The 18,250-nt window shown below is 71.6% G+C and carries 15 protein-coding genes; 11 read left to right on the top strand and 4 right to left on the bottom strand.

What is annotated here, in order from left to right; translation table 11 throughout:
• Positions 1–59: 59 nt before the first annotated feature.
• The gene (locus MTQ01_RS15045; protein ID WP_247490720.1) at positions 60–533 is read right to left on the bottom strand and encodes an ATP-binding protein; all 474 of its coding nucleotides are present in this window, start codon (positions 531–533) and stop codon (positions 60–62) included.
• 403 nt (positions 534–936) lie between these two features.
• Between MTQ01_RS15045 and MTQ01_RS15040 the strand changes: the two genes are divergently transcribed.
• On the top strand, positions 937–1,683 hold the full coding sequence (locus MTQ01_RS15040; protein WP_247490605.1) for an enoyl-CoA hydratase/isomerase family protein: 747 nt from the start codon (positions 937–939) through the stop codon (positions 1,681–1,683).
• A gap of 115 nt (positions 1,684–1,798) precedes the next feature.
• On the opposite strand, the gene MTQ01_RS15035 is transcribed toward MTQ01_RS15040, so the two are convergent.
• Positions 1,799–2,701 (bottom strand): LysR family transcriptional regulator, encoded by a 903-nt coding sequence (locus tag MTQ01_RS15035; protein ID WP_247490603.1) that lies wholly within the window; start codon positions 2,699–2,701, stop codon positions 1,799–1,801.
• 111 nt (positions 2,702–2,812) lie between these two features.
• Between MTQ01_RS15035 and kdgD the strand changes: the two genes are divergently transcribed.
• From kdgD to MTQ01_RS15000, 7 genes are all read left to right on the top strand, one after another.
• Entirely contained in the window at positions 2,813–3,739 is a 927-nt protein-coding gene (gene kdgD, locus MTQ01_RS15030; RefSeq protein ID WP_247490601.1) for a 5-dehydro-4-deoxyglucarate dehydratase, read from the top strand.
• Positions 3,740–3,785: 46 nt separating this feature from the next.
• A complete protein-coding gene (locus MTQ01_RS15025; RefSeq protein WP_247490599.1) occupies positions 3,786–5,423 on the top strand; it encodes an aldehyde dehydrogenase (NADP(+)) in 1,638 nt (545 codons plus the stop codon).
• A 238-nt stretch (positions 5,424–5,661) separates the two neighbouring features.
• Positions 5,662–6,522 carry an ABC transporter permease gene (locus MTQ01_RS15020; RefSeq protein ID WP_247490597.1) on the top strand — a complete coding sequence of 287 codons (861 nt, stop codon included), beginning with the start codon at positions 5,662–5,664 and terminating at the stop codon, positions 6,520–6,522.
• Between the two features lie 21 nt (positions 6,523–6,543).
• On the top strand, positions 6,544–7,575 hold the full coding sequence (locus MTQ01_RS15015) for an ABC transporter substrate-binding protein (protein WP_247490595.1): 1,032 nt from the start codon (positions 6,544–6,546) through the stop codon (positions 7,573–7,575).
• 19 nt (positions 7,576–7,594) lie between these two features.
• Positions 7,595–8,374 (top strand): ABC transporter ATP-binding protein, encoded by a 780-nt coding sequence (locus MTQ01_RS15010; protein ID WP_247490593.1) that lies wholly within the window; start codon positions 7,595–7,597, stop codon positions 8,372–8,374.
• Between the two features lie 49 nt (positions 8,375–8,423).
• Complete coding sequence (locus tag MTQ01_RS15005; RefSeq protein WP_247490591.1) at positions 8,424–10,076, top strand: M24 family metallopeptidase; 1,653 nt, start codon at positions 8,424–8,426, stop codon at positions 10,074–10,076.
• Between the two features lie 61 nt (positions 10,077–10,137).
• The gene (locus MTQ01_RS15000) at positions 10,138–10,629 is read left to right on the top strand and encodes a RidA family protein (protein WP_247490589.1); all 492 of its coding nucleotides are present in this window, start codon (positions 10,138–10,140) and stop codon (positions 10,627–10,629) included.
• Between the two features lie 287 nt (positions 10,630–10,916).
• On the opposite strand, the gene MTQ01_RS14995 is transcribed toward MTQ01_RS15000, so the two are convergent.
• Positions 10,917–11,573: a DJ-1/PfpI family protein gene (locus MTQ01_RS14995; protein WP_247490587.1), complete on the bottom strand. Its 657-nt coding sequence runs from the start codon at positions 11,571–11,573 to the stop codon at positions 10,917–10,919.
• A 160-nt stretch (positions 11,574–11,733) separates the two neighbouring features.
• Positions 11,734–12,708 (bottom strand): GlxA family transcriptional regulator, encoded by a 975-nt coding sequence (locus MTQ01_RS14990; RefSeq protein WP_247490585.1) that lies wholly within the window; start codon positions 12,706–12,708, stop codon positions 11,734–11,736.
• 114 nt (positions 12,709–12,822) lie between these two features.
• On the opposite strand from MTQ01_RS14990, the gene MTQ01_RS14985 reads away from it, so the two are divergent.
• The 3 genes from MTQ01_RS14985 (at position 12,823) to MTQ01_RS14975 (ending at position 18,243) form a co-directional block, all read left to right on the top strand.
• The gene (locus MTQ01_RS14985; RefSeq protein ID WP_247490583.1) at positions 12,823–13,683 is read left to right on the top strand and encodes a hypothetical protein; all 861 of its coding nucleotides are present in this window, start codon (positions 12,823–12,825) and stop codon (positions 13,681–13,683) included.
• Between the two features lie 59 nt (positions 13,684–13,742).
• Entirely contained in the window at positions 13,743–16,172 is a 2,430-nt protein-coding gene (locus tag MTQ01_RS14980; protein ID WP_247490581.1) for a Tex family protein, read from the top strand.
• 409 nt (positions 16,173–16,581) lie between these two features.
• Positions 16,582–18,243: an ABC-F family ATP-binding cassette domain-containing protein gene (locus tag MTQ01_RS14975; RefSeq protein ID WP_247490579.1), complete on the top strand. Its 1,662-nt coding sequence runs from the start codon at positions 16,582–16,584 to the stop codon at positions 18,241–18,243.
• Positions 18,244–18,250 lie beyond the last annotated feature (7 nt).

The following is an 18,250-nucleotide window of genomic DNA, read 5'->3' as shown; positions in this document are numbered from 1 at the left end:
GGGGCGGCGCAGGCGTACGGGCTCACGGGGCCGGGCGCCGACCGGCGCGCACCGGAGGGTCAGAGCGTCAGGGGCAGCGGGAGAGCCGCCCAGATGATCTTGCCGCCGGCCGCCGTCTGCTCGACGTCGCAGATGCCGCCGGACTCGTCCACCACGCTCTTGACCAGCAGCAGTCCGCGCCCACCGGTGTGCTGCTGGTCGGGGTCGGCTGCCAGCGCCTTGGGGCGGTAGGGGTGGCTGTCCTCGACGGCGACCTTCACCCACCCGCGGCTCAGGGCGACCTCGACGCCGAGCTCGGGCGACAGCAGGGCCGCGTGCCGCACCGCGTTGGTCACCAACTCGGAGACGATCAGCATCAGTCCGTGCAGCTGGTCGTCCGTCACCGGTGCTTGCTGGCGCTCGATCAGCTCCCGTACGGCTCGCCGTGCACGCGGCACCGACGAGTCCGTCGCCGGCGCGGTGAAGCGCCAGGCACCTTCGTACGGTGCCGGAGGCGGAGCTGAGGTCTGCGACAGCGGAATCCCGCTCTCCATCGTTTCCGGCACCCACCCTCACTACGCGGTTGTCCAGGGACTGGCGCCCGGTCCCGCACCTCGGCGGTACGGCGTCGCGGGCTCTGTCTGACTTCGAGTGTTGGCTGATGCCTCGCCCGCCGGGGGTACTGACCGCAACTGGCGCGGTTTTGCGCCTTCTTGACCTGTCTCGATCATCTGTGACGCCTCAATGGCAGATCACGATCGCTGAGCGTCGGATCTCGGGACCACCCCCTCGATCCATTCGCCCCGGTCGCCCCGATTCGACACGCTCGGTCCACCCGTACCGGCCCCGCCGGAGCACCGATTGCGTGTCTACTGGCAGTAGACGCGCAATCCGCGGTGGAACACCGGATCCGGCGGCCGGTTCAGGCCACCCGACGCGCCAGTAACATAGGCGTCCATGGAGCCAGGTCTGGACTGTTCGACGGCTGAGGGCATCGCCACCATCACTCTGCGCAACCCCGCCAAGCGCAATGCCATGACCCCGTCGATGTGGCGCGAACTCCCGCCGCTGCTGGCGGAGTTGGCAGACTCGCCACAGGTGCACGCGGTGGTGCTCACCGGGTACGGCGCCACCTTCTGCGCGGGCGCCGACATCGGCAGTTTCAGCCCGGACGTCGATGTCCAGGACCTCGCGGTGCGCGCCGAGGAGGCGCTGGCCGCCTTCCCCGGCCCGACCCTGGCCGTGGTGCGCGGCCACTGCGTCGGCGGCGGGGCGCAGCTCGCGGTCGCCTGCGATCTGCGGTTCGCCGACGAGGACGCCCGGTTCGGCGTCACCCCGGCCAGGCTCGGAGTGGTGTACGCCGCCTCCTCGACGCAGCGGCTGGTGCGCCTCGCGGGCCCTTCGGCGACCAAGCACCTGCTGTACTCCGCGGAGTTGATCGGCGCCGCCCGCGCGCTGCGGATCGGACTGGCCGACGAGGTCCTTCCGGCGGGGGCGCTGGAGGCCAGGGTCGCGGAGTTCACCGCGCTGCTCGTCTCGCGCTCCCGGCTGACCCAGTTCACCGCCAAGGAGTACGTCGACGGACCGCCGGATGCGGCCCGGCAGCGGCACTGGGAGCAAGTCGCCCGCGAGAGCGGTGAGTTGACGGAGGGCGCCGCGGCGTTCCTGGAGCGTCGTCCGGCTCGTTTCCCCTGGTCGCCCTAGGGTCCGCCGACCGCGTCCAGCCGGCTCGCAAGCGCGACGCAGGACCCGGCGACGGGCCGTGGACCCGCCACGACCGATCCCGCCGCGCGGTTTGTCGGCGCCACGTCCACCGCAGTCAGCCGGCCTCCCCGTCGACCAGATCGATCACCAGGTCCCGGACCGCGTGCAGGGCCGGATTGCCGTCGTTCGCCCGCCAGGCGGCGACGAGTTCGACCGGTTCGCCCTCCACCCCGGCCACCTCGCGCAGCACCACTCCGTCCAGGCCGAGCGCCTCGGCCGCGCGCGGCACCAGTGCCAGGCCCAGCCCCGCGCGCACCAGCGCGAGGATCGTGTGCACCTGGCTGACGTGGTGCACGTACCAGGGCAGGACCGCGGCCCCGCGGAAGACGCCGGCCAGCACCTCGTAGAAGTAGCGGGCCTCGGCGGGTGAGTACATCACGAAGGGTTCGCCGTCCAGATCGCGCACATGCGGCCGGCGTCCGGGATCCGCGAGCGGGTGGCCTGCGGGGATCGCGGCCAGCAGGGCCTCCCGGTGGAGCGGACGGTGGGCCAGGCCGGTACCGGGGACCGGGGGGCGGACCAGTGCGAGGTCGAGCTCTCCCGAGCGCAGCTCATCCAGCTGCACCCCGGACACCCGCTCGCGCAGCACCAGGTCGACTCCGGGCAGCCGCTCCTGGATCCCCCCGACGATGCTGTCCAGCACCGAGTGCGCCGCGGAGGCGGTGAAGCCGAGCGCCACCGTCCCGATCTCCCCCTCGGGAACCCGGCGGACCGAGAGGGCCGCCTGTTCGGAGAGGCCCAGAATGCGCCGGGCGTCGCCGAGGAACGCCCGCCCGGCGGCAGTGAGCCTCACCGAGCGCCCGGCGCGGTCGAACAGCTCGACGCCCAGCTCGCGCTCCAGCAGCTGAATGCGGCGCGAGAGCGGCGGCTGGGTCATGGAGAGCCGCTCCGCCGCCCTGCCGTAGTGCAGGGTTTCGGCCACGGCCACGAAGCTTTCCAGCTGACTCAAGGTGAACATCGATCCATTATGGGCATCGATCGATGCCCAAGAAGTGTTGGACGTGCATCGGTTTCGTTCCTATGGTCATCGCAATCGACCGTCTCGCACGTTCCGCGGAAGGAAACACCGATGCCCTCCACCACCCCGACCGAGCTTGCCGAACGCCTTGGCAAGGGGCTGCTGTCGTTTCCCGTCACGCACTTCACCGAGGACCTGGAGTTCGACGAGCCCGCCTACCGCGAGAACATCGCCCGCATGGGCCGGTACGACGTCGCCGCGCTCTTCGCCGCCGGCGGCACCGGGGAGTTCTTCTCCCTCACCCCGCAGGAAGTCGGCCGGGTGCTGCGCGCGGCCGTGCAGAGCGCCCCGTCCGGCACCCCGATCCTCGCCCCCGCCGGGCACGGCACCGCACAGGCGGTCGCGATGGCCCGCGACGCGCAGGACGCCGGGGCCGACGGGCTCCTCCTCTTCCCCCCGTACCTGACCGAGGCCTCCGCGGAGGGCCTGACCGCACACGTGCGGGCCGTCTGCGAGGCGACCTCGCTGGGCGTGGTGCTCTACAGCCGGGCCAACGCGGTCTACTCCCCGGAGACGGTCGCCGAGCTCGCCGAGACCTGCCCCAACCTCATCGGGCTCAAGGACGGCGTCGGCGACCTCGAACTGATCACCCAGATCCACTCCCGGCTGGGCGAGCGGCTCGTCTACGTCGGCGGACTGCCCACCGCGGAGACCTTCGCGCTGCCGTACCTCGAGCTGGGCGCCACCACCTACAGCTCGGCCATCTTCAACTTCCTCCCCGAGTTCGCGCTGGCCTTCTACGACGCCGTGCGGCAGCGGGACCGCAAGAAGGTCCGCCTGCTGCTGGACCGGGTGGTGCTCCCCTACACCGCCATCCGCGACCGCAGGTCGGGCTACGCGGTGAGCATCGTCAAGGCGGGCATGGACCTGACCGGACACCCTGCCGGCCCGGTGCGACCGCCGCTGACCGATCTGGACGAGTCCGAGCGCGAGTTGCTCGCCGACGTCATCGCCGCCGCCCGCGCCGCCCTGGACTGAGCCACCGTCCCGGACGACCACCAGCCACCCACCAAGGAGAGATCCCGTGTCCACACCCCTCGGGCCCAGGCCCACCGGCTCGATGGTCATCGGCCCCGAGCCCGTCCGCGGTACGGGCGAGGAGCTGCGGTCCGCCGACCCCCGTACCGGTACGGACCTCGAACCGGGCTTCCCCGCGGCCTCGCAGGAGCAGATCGAACGCGCCTGCGCGCTCGCCGAGAGCGCAGCCGCGCCCTTCCGGGCGGCCGGCGCCGAGCGGCGTGCCGCCTTTCTCGACCGGGTCGCCGAGCTGCTGGACGAGCGTCGCGAGGCGCTGGTGGAGCGCGCGCACGCCGAGACCGCGCTGCCACTGCCCCGGCTCAACGGTGAAGTCGGCCGCACCAGCGGTCAGTTGCGGCTCTTCGCCACCGAGCTGCGGTCCGGCGACTGGCAAGGTGCACGGATCGACCCGGGGCAGCCGGGCCGCGAACCGCTGCCGCGCCCCGACATCAGGCAGCGCCGGATCGGCGTGGGTCCGGTCGTGGTCTTCGGCGCGAGCAACTTCCCGCTCGCCTTCTCCACTGCCGGTGGCGACACCGCCTCCGCGCTCGCCGCCGGATGCCCGGTGATCGTCAAGGCGCACCCCGCCCATCTGGGCACGGCGGAGCTGGTGGCCCGCGCGGTCGGTGAGGCCGCCGTGGAGACGGGGATGCCCGCGGGTGTCTTCTCCCAGCTGGTGGGAGCCGGGCACGCGATCGGCAGCCGTCTCGTCGGCGATCCGCGGATCCGTGCCGTCGGCTTCACCGGTTCGCGCGCGGGCGGACTGGCGCTCGCCGCCGTCGCCGCGGCCCGGCCGGTGCCGATCCCGGTGTACGCCGAGATGTCCAGCGTCAACCCCGTACTCCTGCTGCCGGCGGCGCTGGAGACGCGCGGCGCCGAGCTGGGCGCGGCCTTCGCCGGGTCCCTGACGCTGGGCGCGGGGCAGTTCTGCACCAACCCCGGTGTGGTCCTGGCCGTGGAGGGGCCGGCGCTGGAGGCGTTCATCTCGGCCGCCGTCGAGGCCGTCGCCGCGGACCCCGGGGCCACCATGCTCACCACCGGGATCGCCGAGCACCACCGCACCGCCGGGGACACGCTCGCCGGTGCCGAGGGCGTGACGGAGCTGGCCCGCGGAGGCATCGCCGACAGCACGGCGTCCGGCAGCGCCCGGCTGCTGAGCGTCGACGGCGCGCGGTTCGCCGCCGATCCGGCGCTGCAGCGGGAGGCGTTCGGTGCCACCTCGCTGGTGGTGCGCTGCGCCGACCTCGCCGAACTGACCGCAGCGGTCGAGTCCCTGGAGGGGCAGCTGACCGCGACCGTGCACGCCGACGAGGCCGACCACGGGCTCGCGGCGGAACTGCTGCCGCTGCTGGAGGAGCGGGCCGGACGCATTCTGTTCAACGGCTGGCCGACCGGTGTGGAGGTGGGCCACGCGATGGTGCACGGCGGTCCGTTCCCTGCCACCACCGATCCCCGCACCACCTCCGTCGGGACGCTCGCCATCGAGCGCTTCCTGCGCCCGGTCGCGTACCAGGAGGTGCCGGCCGCGCTGCTGCCCCCGGAGCTGCGCGACGACAACCCGCTCGACGTCCGGCGCCGGGTCGACGGCGAATCCGCACAGGGTCCGCTCGGCGCTCGGGGCGGTACGCCGGAAAGCACCCGGTAGAAGTCCGCTCGCGGACCGAACCGATGTCCGACCGGCCTTGTTCGCCACCACCCCCAGGGGTGATCCTTCCAGTGTTGTGAGGACGAAATGACACCACGACGGCATACGCCGTTCCGCTCCAAATCCGGAATGCGGACCGCCACGCGGACCGGAGCCGAAACCACCGCTCCGCATTCGCACTTCCGGACAGCCACCGCGCCGCTGCTCCCGCGCGACGCACTATGTGACGGGTGCTGCCATGGCCACTCCTGAAATCAGCAGTTCCGGCGCCGAGCGCGCCCGCCCGGTGCAGCAGCCGCCCGCGCCCGTCGAACCGGAGAGTCCGCGGCCGAGCAGATTCAACCGCGACGCCGTCGTCGCCGCGGCGAAAGCGGCAGCCGGCATCGTCGGACTGTTCACGGTGTGGCAGATCCTGGTGATGGTCCTCGATCCGCCCGACTATCTCTTCGTCGGTCCGGTGTCGGCTTTCGCCGAACTCGCGGAACGGCCCGGGTACTTCGCCGAGAACACTTTCGTCACCCTGCAGGAGGCGCTCGCCGGATTCGCGCTCGGCACGGCGCTGGGCATTCTGTGCGGGGCCGCGCTGCACTACTCGAAAACGATGCGGAGTTTCCTCTACCCGGCGCTCATCGCGATCGACACCATCCCCAAGGTCGCGCTCGCCCCGCTGTTCATCGTCTGGTTCGGGTTCGGTTTCGAGTCGAAGGCCTTCGTCGCCATGGCGATCGCGTTCTTCCCGCTGGTGATCAACACCTACGACGGCCTCAGCTCCGTCCCGCACGAACTCCAGGAGCTGGCGCGGATCAACCGGGCCTCCCGCTGGAAGAAGATGACGAAGATCGACTTCATCTACGCGGTCCCCTCGATCTTCTCCGGCGCGAAGATCTCCATCTCGCTCGCGGTCGGCGGCGCGGTCGTCGGTGAGTTCATCGCCGGTTCCAAGGGGTTGGGGTACGTCATCCTCCTCGCCAACAGCCAGGTCGACCTGCCGTCGATGTTCGCGGCCTTCATCGTGCTCTCCGCCATCGCGCTGGCGCTGTTCTTCATCGTCGATCTCACGGGGCGGAAGCTGGCCCCGTGGAAAAACCACGCGAAGTGACCGCGCGGACAGGAGGCACGAATGCGTAGACCCACTCGCACCATCGCCGCGCTGGTCGGAATGGCGGTGCTGGCCACCGTCTCGGGCTGCACGGGCGGCGGCGGAAAGAACTCCATGACCCTGATGCTCGACGTCGGGTACCTGCCCAAGCACGCGCCGTTCATAGCGGCTGCCAAGCGCGGGTTCTTCAAGGAGGAGGGCCTCGATCTCACGGTGATGCCGGGATCGGGCTCGACCAACACGGTGACCTCCGTGGTCACCGGGAAGGTCGACGCCGGCTGGGCCGACTTCGGCGCCACGGTCACCAGCCAGGGCAGGGGCGCCGAGGTCAAGCAGGTCAATCTGCTCCAGGCGAGGTCCGCGTACGCGGTGGTCGCGCTCGCGGGAACCGGCATCGAGGACTGGTCGGACCTGCGCGGCAAGACCGTCGCCACCGAGGGCGGCGGCGCCATGACCGCGATGTGGCCGCTGGCGCTGCGCAAGCTCGGGTTCGACAAGAAGGACGTCGACATCGTCGCCGCCTCCAGCGCGTCGAAGATCCCCGGCCTGCTCGCCGGCCAGTGGGACGCCAACCTCGCGCTTTACGTCTCCGACGAGCCCGCGGTCGACGCCCTGGACCGCGAGTCCGTGGTGCTGAAGTGGTCCGATCTGGGCATCGACCTCTACGGCAACGGAATCGTCATGTCCGACGAGAAGCTGAAGAAGGACCCGGAACAGGCTCGGAAATTCAACCGAGCCATGCAGAAAGGGTTTCTCTGGTCCTGCCAGAACCCCGAGAAGGCCGCCGAGGACTTCCAGAAGGAGGTCTCGGGATACGAGACCTCCACCATCACCCTTGCCATCGACGCACAGTGCGGTCTGAACTGGAGCAAGGGAAAGAGCGGGACGCCGAAGAAGTACGGCGTGATGGACGACACCGGCGTCGGCGAAGCCATCGACATCGCCCGCAAGTACCTCGGACTTCCTGCCGGGAGCAAACTCTCACCGGCGGACGTCTACAGCAATTCCTACATCGATCCGCTGCGCTCCGACGAGAAGATCCAGGCCCCGTGACGGCCGGACGGGAAGTCTCATGAAGAACGAGTACGCCATCTCGGTCAACAACGTGGGAAAGACCTACCGTTCGCGCGGAGGTCGTGGGAACACGGTGCTGAAAGGGCTCGACTTCCATGTCGAACCCGGCCAGTTCGTCTCGATCGTCGGCCAGTCCGGCAGCGGCAAAACCACTCTGCTCAAGACGATCTCGGGTCTCCAGGAGCCCACCGAGGGCGAGATCCTCGTCCAGGGCAGGCCGATCCGCGAAGGGATCGAGGACATCGCGATGGTGTTCCAGGGGCCGGTACTGCTGCCCTGGCGCAACAACATCGACAATGTGCTCCTGCCGCTGGAGTTCCGCGGCACCCGCACCGCGGAATCGCGCCGGTACGCGCAGGAGTTGCTGGAGATGGTGGGCCTTGGGAACAAGGCCAAGGACTACTCGTACGAGCTCAGCGGCGGAATGCAGCAGCGGGTGGCGATCTGCCGCGCACTGGTCTCCCATCCCAAACTGCTGCTCATGGACGAGCCGTTCGGCGCGCTCGACGCCATGACCCGCGATTCGATGAACTTCGAGATCCAGCGGATCTGGCAGAACACCGGATGCAGCGTCCTCTTCGTCACCCACAGCATTCCCGAGGCCGTGTGGCTGGGAGACCGCGTGGTCGTCGTCGGAGACCGGCCGGGCCGGATCGTCGCCGACATCACCATCGACATTCCGCGACCGCGCGGCAAGGAGCACCGGTTCTCCCCCGCGTTCTCCGACTACACGACACAGATCGAATCGCACATCGGCGTCGTGACCGGAATCAGCTGACCGCCGCACATTCGCTCGCCGCCACCGAAACAGACATCGAAGGAGCCCCATGCTGCGCATCACCGCAGACGTGTCACAGGTCGAGGAGAGGTACGGGCTCGACGCCCGCAAGAGCCTGCTCTTCTCGGCGATCCGCCTCGACTCCCGTCCCTTCGTCGCTCCGCTGATCGCCCGCGACGACCGGGGCGAGGAAGTCCTGCTGGTCCGCCAGCAGGAACAGGGCAACGCGCTCTCCGCCGGGGTGCCGAAGGAGCGGATGAGGTTCTACGCCCCCTGGGTCACGATCGACCCCCGCATCGTCGCCGACACCCCCGCGGCCGAGTCGCTGACGAGCCTGGTGCGCGAACTGGCGGGCGGCGAGCCGGTCACCCTCGCCGCCGACGTCGTCCTCAGCCACTTCCGCGCGCTCTCCGGCGAGGTCGGGCTCGTCGTCGAGGACCGGGAGGAGGTGCCGGTCACGGCGTACGAGATCGACCGCGAGGAGGTTCTGAACCGGTTCGCGGCCTGGCGCGAGACCGGAGTGCGCACGGCGCGCAGGCTCATCGAGGGCGTCGGGCATCTGGACGGCCTGGCACAGGAGTTCACCCATGACCGGGACACCCGCTACTCGGCGCTGGCGAGCCTCGCGGCGCAACGCTCGGTGGACGCGGTGCTCCTCGCGGCAACCCCGAACTTCACCGAGGTGACCGGCTTCGCCCAGCCACCGGGCGCGCTCGCCCTGTGGACCGCGCCGGAGGGCAGGTTGCTGGTGCTGGCGCCGGAAGGCGCCGGCGAAGTGCCGGGCACGGTGGTCGGCCGGTACGCGGGTACGGGCGCCGCGGTCCGCGAGCTCGCGCCCGGCCTGCGGATCGGGGTCGAGGAGGAGTGGATCGACGTCGGTCTCGCCCGGGAGCTGGAGCGCGCGGGCGCCGAGCCGGTGCCCGTCTCGGGCGACCTCGCCCACTGGCGCGACACCCGCGACGACGAGGACCTCGCCTTCCAGGTCGTCGCCGCCCGCGCCAGCGTGTTCGCCATCGAGGAGGCGCTCGCCTGGGCCGAGGAGGGCCTGGCGGGCGGCAGCTCCTTCACCGAACTGGACATCAACGCCGTCTACCTGGAGAAGATCGCCGAGTTCCGCACGGCCAACGACATCCCCTTCGGGATCGAGCCGTACTTCACCAACCTCCACTCCTCCAACCGGATGCTCTTCCCCGGACCTCCGGTCGACTTCCCGATCAACGACGAGACGACCTGCATCCAGCTCGACGCCGGAGTGCGCATCGTCTTCGACGGGGTCAACGTCGCCACCTCCGACATGGCCCGCTCGCTGCCCCGCACCCCGGGCGCGAAGGAGGCGTACCGCTTCTTCTTCGACGTGGTGCGCGAGGGCATCATCGGCCAGCTCCGGCCCGGAGTGGTCTGCGAGGACGTGCACGAGGGCACCCTGCGCTATCTGGCACCGCATCTGGAGCGCATGGTGGAGATCGGGATGCTCGGCCGGGACGTCGACTTCAACACCGAGTACCGCAAGCGCAACGTCGGGCATCTGATGGGGAAGCAGGAGTCGTTCGCCAACGAACTCCGGCCGGGCTACAAGCACGTCCTGCAGGTGGGGTCCTACGGGGCGGCGGAGATCCCCTGGCGCTACGAGAACGCGGCGATCGGCACCGAGGACCTCTGGTACATCGGCCGGGACCGCACCTACATCCTGAGCATGCGATGAGCGCCCGCCGCGAGCGCGACAGCGCCCGGACGCCCGCGTTCGAGCGTCGGGGGAGGCAACTGTGAGCGAGTCACCGGACAGGACCCGGATCCGGGAGCGGCTCACCGCTCTCGGGATCGAGCTGCCGACCCTCGGCGCACCCCGCTACGCGTACGAGGCGACCACCCGATGGGGTGAACTCCTCTTCGTCTCCGGTCAGATATCCCGCACCGGGTCCGGCGAGATCCTGCGCGGGCGGCTCGGCGAGGACGCCACCGTGGAGGAAGGAGTGCGGGCGGCACGGACCGCCGCGCTCAACCTCCTGTCGCGGGTGGAGGAGGCGATCGGCCTCGAACGGGCGCGCGTGCTCAAGCTCAATGCCTGGGCGGCGAGCGCACCGGACTTCGTCGACCAGCCCACCGTCGTGGACGGCGCCTCTGGGCTGCTGATCGAGGTGCTCGGCGACGCGGGACGCCACGCCCGTACCGCCCTGCCCACCCAGGTGCTCCCCCAGGGAGCGCTGGTGGAGCTGGACGCCACCGTCGCGATCCTGCCGGCCGCGGGCTCGCGGTAGCAGGCTCGCAGCAGCCGGCCCGGCGCCGGTGGTTCGCCCGGCCCGCGCGGCACCTCGCCGCAGCGGCCGGACAGCCGGCCCGGCGCCGGTGGGGCCCGACGGTCGGTCCCCCCCCCCTGCGCCGGACGCGGACGTCCGACCCAGGGGACGGCGGCCGGTCGGGCGCCCGCGGTCCTGTCCACCGCGGGCACCCGACCGGTCGCGCCATCTCTTCGGCCGCCCGAAATCGCCGCGTCCTCCGGGCCGTTGACCCGCCCCACCGCTCGGGCGCCGCTCGCGCCCCGAGCTCAGAGACCGAGGCCGACCTCGCGCAGCTCCCGGACGATCTCCGCCGGAGCAGTGGCCGGCGAACCGGCGCGAAACGGCGGCGCCGGGTCGTACTCGATCATCAGCTGGATGCGCTGGGCGACGTGCGCGCCGGCGAGTTCGGCGGCGAGACCGAGCCCCATGTCGATACCGGCCGAGACACCCGCCGCCGTCACGTACTTCCCGTCGGTGACCACCCGTTCGGAGACCGGGAAGGAGCCGAGTGTGGCCAGATGCTCCAGCGCGAGCCAGTGGGTGGTGGCGCGCCTCCCCTCCAGCAGCCCCGCGTCGGCGAGCAGCAGCGAACCGGTGCACACCGAGGCGGTCACCGTGGTGTACGGGTCGACCGCACGCAGCCAGGGCACCACGTCCTCCCGGGCCGCGGCGACGTTCTCCGGCGGGCCGCCCGGCACCACGACGACGTCGGGGCGCGGGACCTCGTCGAAGCCGGCGCCCGCGACCAGGGTCAGCGCCCCGCCGTCGTTGGTGACCGGTCCGGGGCGCGCGGCGACGAAGACGGTACGGGCGCCGGGCAGATTGCTCAGCGTCTCGTAGGGGCCGACGGCGTCCAGCGAGGTGAAGCCGGGGTAGAGCACGATGGCGACAGTGGGCTCCGCGGGGAGCTCCGAGAACGTCATGGAGTGTTCCTTTCCTCACGATGGGTGACAACCCGACCGCTGGGCGCGGCAGGGCCGTTGACGACTGGTCGGGTGCGTCGGACGGGTCGGACGGCCGGGGTGGGTGGGCCCGTGGCTTCGGCGGCTGGACGGAAGCGGGGGCCGCCGCGCCGCGCACGGGTCAGGGGCCGGCTGCCGGGCTGTCGAAGCGACGGCGGTACTCGGCGGGCGGCAGCCCGAGGGCGGCGAGGAAGGCGCGCCGCATGGCCTCCGGCGTGCCGTAGCCGCAGGAACGGGCGATCTCCTCGACACCGTCGCCGGTGTCCTCCAGCCGTTGCCTGGCGAGTTCGAGTCGTACGCCGGCGACGTAGCGCGCGGGAGTGGTGCCCACCTCCTCGCGGAAGGCGCGGGCGAAGTGGCGCGGGGAGAGGGCGGCGCGCTCCGCCAGCGCGGGCACGCTCAGATCCGCCTCGGGGTGCTCGGAGATCCACGACTGGACCTCGCGGAGCGGCTCGCGCGCGGCGGTCTGGGCGGCGAGCTGCGCGCTGAACTGGGCCTGGTTTCCCGGCCGGCGCAGGAAGACGACGAGCATCCGCGCGACGGTCAGCGCGATCCGCCGCCCGAGATCCTCCTCCACGAGGGCGAGCGCCAGGTCGATTCCGGTGGTGACCCCGGCCGAGGTGGACACCCGGCCGTCGCGTACGAAGATCGCGTCCGGCTGGACGTCGATTCCGGGGTTCGCCCGTGCCAGGCCCTCGCAGTGGGCCCAGTGCGTGGTGGCGCGCCGGCCGTCGAGCAGCCCTGCCCGGTCGAGGACGAAGGCGCCGGTGCAGACCGAGGCGAGCCGTTCGATCCTGGGCGCCCGACGGCGCACCCAGTCGGCGATCTCCGGCTGCCCGCCCCTGGTTCCGGGGCCGCCGGGGACGATCAGGGTGTGCGGGGTGCGGGCCGAGGGCAGCGCCCCGTCCGGCTCCAGGCGCACCCCGCAGGTGCTGGTGACCGCACGGCCGTCCCAGGAGGCAGTGCGGACGGTGTACCCGGGCCGCCCCTCGGCCGCGGCGAAGTCGTTCGCCGCGGCGAAGACCTCCAGGGGGCCGATGACGTCGAGGCTCTGCACCCTGTCGAAGAGGGCGCACAGCACGGGGCGGGAGCGCATACGGACATCCTTGGGGCCCGGTCGCGTTGGCGGCAAGGACGAGCTCCCCACCTTTTCGGCCATCGACGAGGCCGGCCGTGCCGAACTAAGCGACCGCTGCGTAACATCCGCACCATGACTCTCCAAGACGAGCGCGCCGGCCGCCGCTGCCACAGCGTGGTCAACCCGATCCACTCGGCGATCTACTTCGCGAAAGAGATCAACGAGCACTACGCCGCCGCCGGTGTGAGCGACCCGCTCTCCGCCTATCTGGCCGCCCGGGCGGCTCCGATGGGCGCCGTGGGCGCCGGCACGGTCACCGCGACCTTCTACTCCTTCGGCCACCGGGTGATCTCCGAGCGGGTGCCTCGGCTGTGGGAGACGATCACCCCGCAACAGGCTCTGAAGACCCGGCTGGAGGCGGTGGACGCACTGCTGCGGCGCCTCTGGGGCGAGGACGGTGTCGCCTCCGACGAGGTCTCCGAGGCTGCGGAGCTGGCGCTGCGCGCTGCCGAGGCCTGCCGCCGGGAAGCACGTCCGCTGTACGCGGGCAACGCCGACCTGCCGGTGCCCGAGGCGCCGCACCTGGCGCTGTGGCACGCCTGCACCCTGCTGCGGGAGCACCGCGGCGACGGCCACCTCGCCGTACTCGCGGGCGCCGGTCTCAGCGGCCTGGAGGCCCAGGCCACCCACACGGCCAGCGGTCGGGGCATGAGCACCGGCTGGGTGCTGCGCACCCGCGGTTTCACCCGGGAGGAGTGGGAGCAGACGCTGGAGGGCCTGACCGCCCGCGGACTGCTCACCGCCGACCACGAGTTGACGGAGGAGGGGCTCGGGCTGCGCAAGGAGATCGAGCGCCGCACGGACGAGCTGGACCGTGCGCCGTACGAGCACCTGGGCGCCACCGGTGTGGCCCGGCTGACCGAGCTGGCCGGCCAACTCACCCTGAAGGCCGCCGAGTCGGGGGCGTTCCCGCAGGACCTGATCGGCAAGTAGCCGGACGCGGCGGCCGAGGGAGGCCGCCGCTGTCGGTGCCGCCTGCCACAATGCGGGGCGTGAGCGCATCAACAGTGTCCATCGAAGCCAGGATCGCCGACGAGCTGGAAGTACGGGAGCGGCAGGTCCGGGCCGCCGTCGAGCTGCTCGACGGCGGCTCGACCGTGCCCTTCATCGCCCGGTACCGCAAGGAAGCAACCGAGATGCTCGACGACGCGCAGCTGCGCGCGCTCGAGGAACGGCTGCGGTATCTGCGGGAGTTGGAGGAGCGCAGGACGGCGATCCTCGAATCGGTGCGGAGCCAGGGCAAGTTGGACGAGGCGCTGGAGTCCCGCATCCGGGCCGCCGAGTCCAAGGCCCGACTGGAGGACATCTACCTCCCCTACAAGCCCAAGCGCCGTACGAAGGCCCAGATCGCCCGCGAAGCCGGCCTGGAGCCGCTCGCCGACGCACTGCTGGCGGACCCGGGCACCGAGCCGACGGAGTCCGCACAGGCCTATGTGGACGCCGAGCGGGGAGTGGCCGACCCGGCCGCGGCCCTGGAGGGCGCGAGGTCGATCCTCACCGAGCGCTTCGGTGAGGACGCCGACCTGATCGGCGAGCTGCGCGAGCGGATGTGGCGCCAGGGGCGGTTGACGGCCTCGGTGCGGGAGGGCAAGGAGCAGCAGGGCGCGAAGTTCGCCGACTACTTCGACTTCGCCGAGCCGTTCACCGAGCTGCCCAGCCACCGGGTGCTGGCGATGCTGCGGGGCGAGAAGGAGGAGGTCCTCGACCTCGGTCTCGATCCGCTGGCCCCGGGAGAGGCCGAGCAGGCGGGCCCGACCCCGTACGAGGTGGCGATCGCGGACCGCTTCGGCATCCAGGACCGGGGGCGCCCCGCTGACAAGTGGCTGCGCGAAACGGTGCGTTGGGCCTGGCGCACCAGGGTGCTGGTGCATCTGGGCATCGATCTGCGGCTGCGGCTGCGGCAGTCGGCCGAGGACGACGCGGTCGGCGTCTTCGCCTCCAACCTCCGCGATCTGCTGCTCGCCGCGCCGGCCGGCACCCGCTCCACGATGGGGCTGGACCCGGGGCTGCGGACGGGTGTGAAGGTCGCCGTGGTCGACTCGACCGGCAAGGTGTCGGCCACCAGCACGATCTACCCGCACGCCCCGGCGAACAAGTGGGACGCCTCGCTCGCCGTGCTGGCGGCGCTGGCGAAGGAGCACTCCGTCGACCTGGTGGCGATCGGCAACGGCACCGCCTCCCGGGAGACCGACCGCCTCGCCGGCGAACTCATCACCCGCCACCCGGAGTTGAACCTCACCAAGGTGATGGTCTCCGAGGCCGGCGCCTCGGTGTACTCCGCCTCCGAGTACGCCTCGCGCGAGCTTCCGGAGCTGGACGTGTCGCTGCGCGGCGCCGTCTCCATCGCCCGTCGGCTCCAGGACCCGCTGGCGGAGCTGGTCAAGATCGACCCCAAGTCGATCGGTGTCGGCCAGTACCAGCACGACCTCGCCGAGACCAAGCTCTCGCGGTCGCTGGACGCCGTCGTCGAGGACTGCGTGAACGGCGTCGGAGTGGACGTCAACACCGCCTCGGCGCCGCTGCTCTCCAGGGTCTCGGGCATCAGCCCGACCCTCGCCGAGAACATCGTCTCCCACCGGGACGCCAACGGCCCCTTCCACAGCCGCAAGGAGCTCAAGTCCGTCGCCAGGCTGGGGCCCAAGGCCTTCGAGCAGTGCGCCGGCTTCCTGCGCATCCGCGGCGGCGAGGACCCGCTGGACGCCTCCAGCGTGCACCCGGAGTCCTATCCGGTGGTGCGCAGGATGGCCGGCCGGACGGGCGGCGCGGTGGGCGATCTGGTGGGCAACACCGCGGTGCTGCGCTCGTTGAGGCCGGATCAGTTCGTGGACGAGACCTTCGGACTCCCGACGGTGACGGACATCCTGCGGGAGCTGGAGAAGCCGGGTCGCGACCCGCGGCCGGCGTTTCGCACCGCGACCTTCAAGGAGGGCGTCGAGAAGATCGGTGACCTCGCCGAGGGCATGGTCCTCGAGGGAGTGGTGACCAATGTCGCCGCCTTCGGGGCGTTCGTGGACATCGGCGTGCACCAGGACGGCCTGGTGCACGTCTCGGCGATGTCGAAGAACTTCGTGAAGGACCCCAGGGAGGTGGCGGGGCCCGGCGATATCGTCCGGGTGAAGGTGCTCTCGGTCGACGTGGAGCGCAAGCGCATCTCGCTGACCCTGCGGCTGGACGACGAGGTCCCGGCGGCGGGCGAGCGTCCCCGGGGCAGGGGCGACGCCTCCGGCCGGCGCGGCGGCGCGGAGGGCGGCGGTGGCGGCCGGGGCCGTTCCGGCGCGGGCCGCGAGGACGGCGGCGGCAGGCGGCAGGCAGGCGCGGGCCGCGGCGCCAAGGGCGGCGGCGCGGGTCGGCGCGAGGCTGCGCCGAGCGGCGCGATGGCCGACGCCCTGCGCAAGGCCGGGCTGCTGGACGGCCGCGGCTGAGCCGGTTTCGAGGCGGTACGGCTGCCCGGCTCTGCTGTCGGGGCTGTCGGGGCTGTCGGGGCTGTCGGGCAGCCGTACCGGACGTGCCCGCGCGCCGGCTCTTATTCCGTTGACTCGCCCCGTCGGGCGTCCTACGGTCGTCCGTGGCCCTGTCGTCGAGGTGAGGAGAGGCCGTTGCGCATCTGAGGTCATGAGACACCGTGTGCCCCTGGTGGCGACCGTGCACGTGCACATTCCGTGCGCCGGTTCGGCCCCTTCCCGCCGAGAAGCGTTCTGCTTCCCGCGGCGGACTCCACGTGTGTGACCTCGGAATGCGAGCCGTCTCCCGGCCCCATCCGTCCTCGCCCTCTCAAGGGCCGGGTGTCTCCTGTGCTGCTCCCCATTTCGCTCGACGGCCGCAGGAGGCCTCATGTCATTCGCGTCATCCTCCGCTCCCCCTCCCCCGCGCCCGGTCGACAGCGGCGGACCCGGCGCTGCCTGGTCCGTGCTCGCCGACGGGCTCACCTTCGCCTGGCCGGACGGCTCCCCGGTCTTCGAGGACCTCAGCGTCAGCTTCGGCTCCGGCCGCACCGGGCTCGTCGGCGACAACGGCACCGGCAAGTCGACGCTGCTGCGCCTGCTCACGGGCGAGTTGACGCCCAGCGCCGGCACCGTACGGGTCTCCGGCGAGCTCGGCCGGCTGCCGCAGGACCTCGGGCTGCACACCGACCGCAGGGTCGACGAGGTGCTGGAGATCGCCGACCGGCGTCGTGCACTGCACGCGATCGAGGCCGGTGACGCCTCGGAGGAGAACTTCACCGCGCTCGGCGACGACTGGGACGTCGAGGAGCGCGCCTCGGCGACGCTGGCGGGCCTCGGCCTGGCGCACATCGGGCTGGACCGCACCGTCGGCGAGGTCTCGGGCGGCGAGGGCGTACTGCTGCGCCTGGCCGCACTGCTGCTGCGCCGTCCCGAGATCCTGGTTCTCGACGAGCCCACCAACAACCTCGATCTGGCAGCACGCCGGCGGCTGTACGAGGCGGTGGAGGGCTGGCGCGGCGTACTGCTGGTGGTCAGCCACGACCGGGAACTGCTCGAACGGGTCGACCGGATCGCCGAGTTGCGCGAGGGCCGGGTCCGCTTCTTCGGCGGCAACTACACGGCGTACGAGGAGGCCGTCGCCACCGAGCAGGCGGCGGCCGAGCGCGCGGTGCGCGTCGCGGAGGGCGATCTGAAGCGGCAGAAGCGCGAACTCTCCGACGCGCAGGAGAAGTTGTCCAAACGGGTGCGCTACGGCAACAAGATGCACGCCAACAAGCGGGAGCCGAAGATCGTGATGAACGCGCGCAAGCGCGAGGCCCAGGTCTCCGCGGGCAAGCACCGCATCATGCACGAGCAGAAGCTCGCTCAGGCGGGCGAACGCCTGGAGGAGGCGTCCGAACTGGTCCGCGACGACCGGGAGATCCGGGTCGATCTGCCCAGCACGGAGGTCCCTTCGGCCCGTCAGGTGCTGAGCGTGCGCGAGCTGGTGCTGCGCACCGGGAGCCGGGTCACCGTCGATCTGCACGGTCCCGAACGAGTGGCGCTGACCGGCGCCAACGGCTCGGGCAAGACCACGCTGCTGCGGACCGTGGCGGGTGAACTGCCCGCACAGGAGGGCGGGTTGACGCTCCATGTGCCGATGCGCTTCCTGCCGCAGCGGCTGGATCTGCTGGACGACGGCTTGTCGGTCGCGCGGAACGTCGCCCGCTTCGCCCCTCGGGCCGGCGACAACCGGATCCGGGCGCAGCTCGCCCGCTTCCTCTTCCGGGGCGCCGCGGCCGACCGGCTCGCGGGCGGGCTCTCCGGCGGCGAACGCTTCCGCGCGAGCCTGGCCGCACTGCTGCTGGCCGAGCCGGCACCGCAACTGCTGATGCTCGACGAGCCGACGAACAGTCTCGACATGGCGAGCATGCGGCAGTTGGTCACCGCGCTGGAGTCCTATCGGGGCGCACTGATCGTGGTCAGTCACGACCCGGTCTTCCTGCGGTCGATCGGCGTGGACCGGTGGCTCGCGCTGGACGAGGAGCTGACAGAGATCGATCCGCTGTAGCGGCCGC

Origin of the sequence: Streptomyces sp. XM4193 (assembly GCF_023072595.1) — a bacterium.
Classification (GTDB): Bacteria; Actinomycetota; Actinomycetes; order Streptomycetales; family Streptomycetaceae; genus Streptomyces.
The sequence above is the reverse complement of the archived record's forward strand: the minus strand, read 5'-3'. Positions and strand labels throughout refer to the sequence as shown.

What these genes read in the sequence shown, in the direction of transcription:
- MTQ01_RS15045 (WP_247490720.1), bottom strand. Translation starts at nt 533, where the DNA reads ATGGAGAGCGGGATTCCGCTGTCGCAGACCTCAGCTCCGCCTCCGGCA.
- MTQ01_RS15040 (WP_247490605.1), top strand. Translation starts at nt 937, where the DNA reads ATGGAGCCAGGTCTGGACTGTTCGACGGCTGAGGGCATCGCCACCATC.
- MTQ01_RS15035 (WP_247490603.1), bottom strand. Translation starts at nt 2,701, where the DNA reads ATGTTCACCTTGAGTCAGCTGGAAAGCTTCGTGGCCGTGGCCGAAACC.
- kdgD (WP_247490601.1), top strand. Translation starts at nt 2,813, where the DNA reads ATGCCCTCCACCACCCCGACCGAGCTTGCCGAACGCCTTGGCAAGGGG.
- MTQ01_RS15020 (WP_247490597.1), top strand. Translation starts at nt 5,662, where the DNA reads ATGGCCACTCCTGAAATCAGCAGTTCCGGCGCCGAGCGCGCCCGCCCG.
- MTQ01_RS15015 (WP_247490595.1), top strand. Translation starts at nt 6,544, where the DNA reads ATGCGTAGACCCACTCGCACCATCGCCGCGCTGGTCGGAATGGCGGTG.
- MTQ01_RS15010 (WP_247490593.1), top strand. Translation starts at nt 7,595, where the DNA reads ATGAAGAACGAGTACGCCATCTCGGTCAACAACGTGGGAAAGACCTAC.
- MTQ01_RS15005 (WP_247490591.1), top strand. Translation starts at nt 8,424, where the DNA reads ATGCTGCGCATCACCGCAGACGTGTCACAGGTCGAGGAGAGGTACGGG.
- MTQ01_RS14995 (WP_247490587.1), bottom strand. Translation starts at nt 11,573, where the DNA reads ATGACGTTCTCGGAGCTCCCCGCGGAGCCCACTGTCGCCATCGTGCTC.
- MTQ01_RS14990 (WP_247490585.1), bottom strand. Translation starts at nt 12,708, where the DNA reads ATGCGCTCCCGCCCCGTGCTGTGCGCCCTCTTCGACAGGGTGCAGAGC.
- MTQ01_RS14985 (WP_247490583.1), top strand. Translation starts at nt 12,823, where the DNA reads ATGACTCTCCAAGACGAGCGCGCCGGCCGCCGCTGCCACAGCGTGGTC.
- MTQ01_RS14975 (WP_247490579.1), top strand. Translation starts at nt 16,582, where the DNA reads ATGTCATTCGCGTCATCCTCCGCTCCCCCTCCCCCGCGCCCGGTCGAC.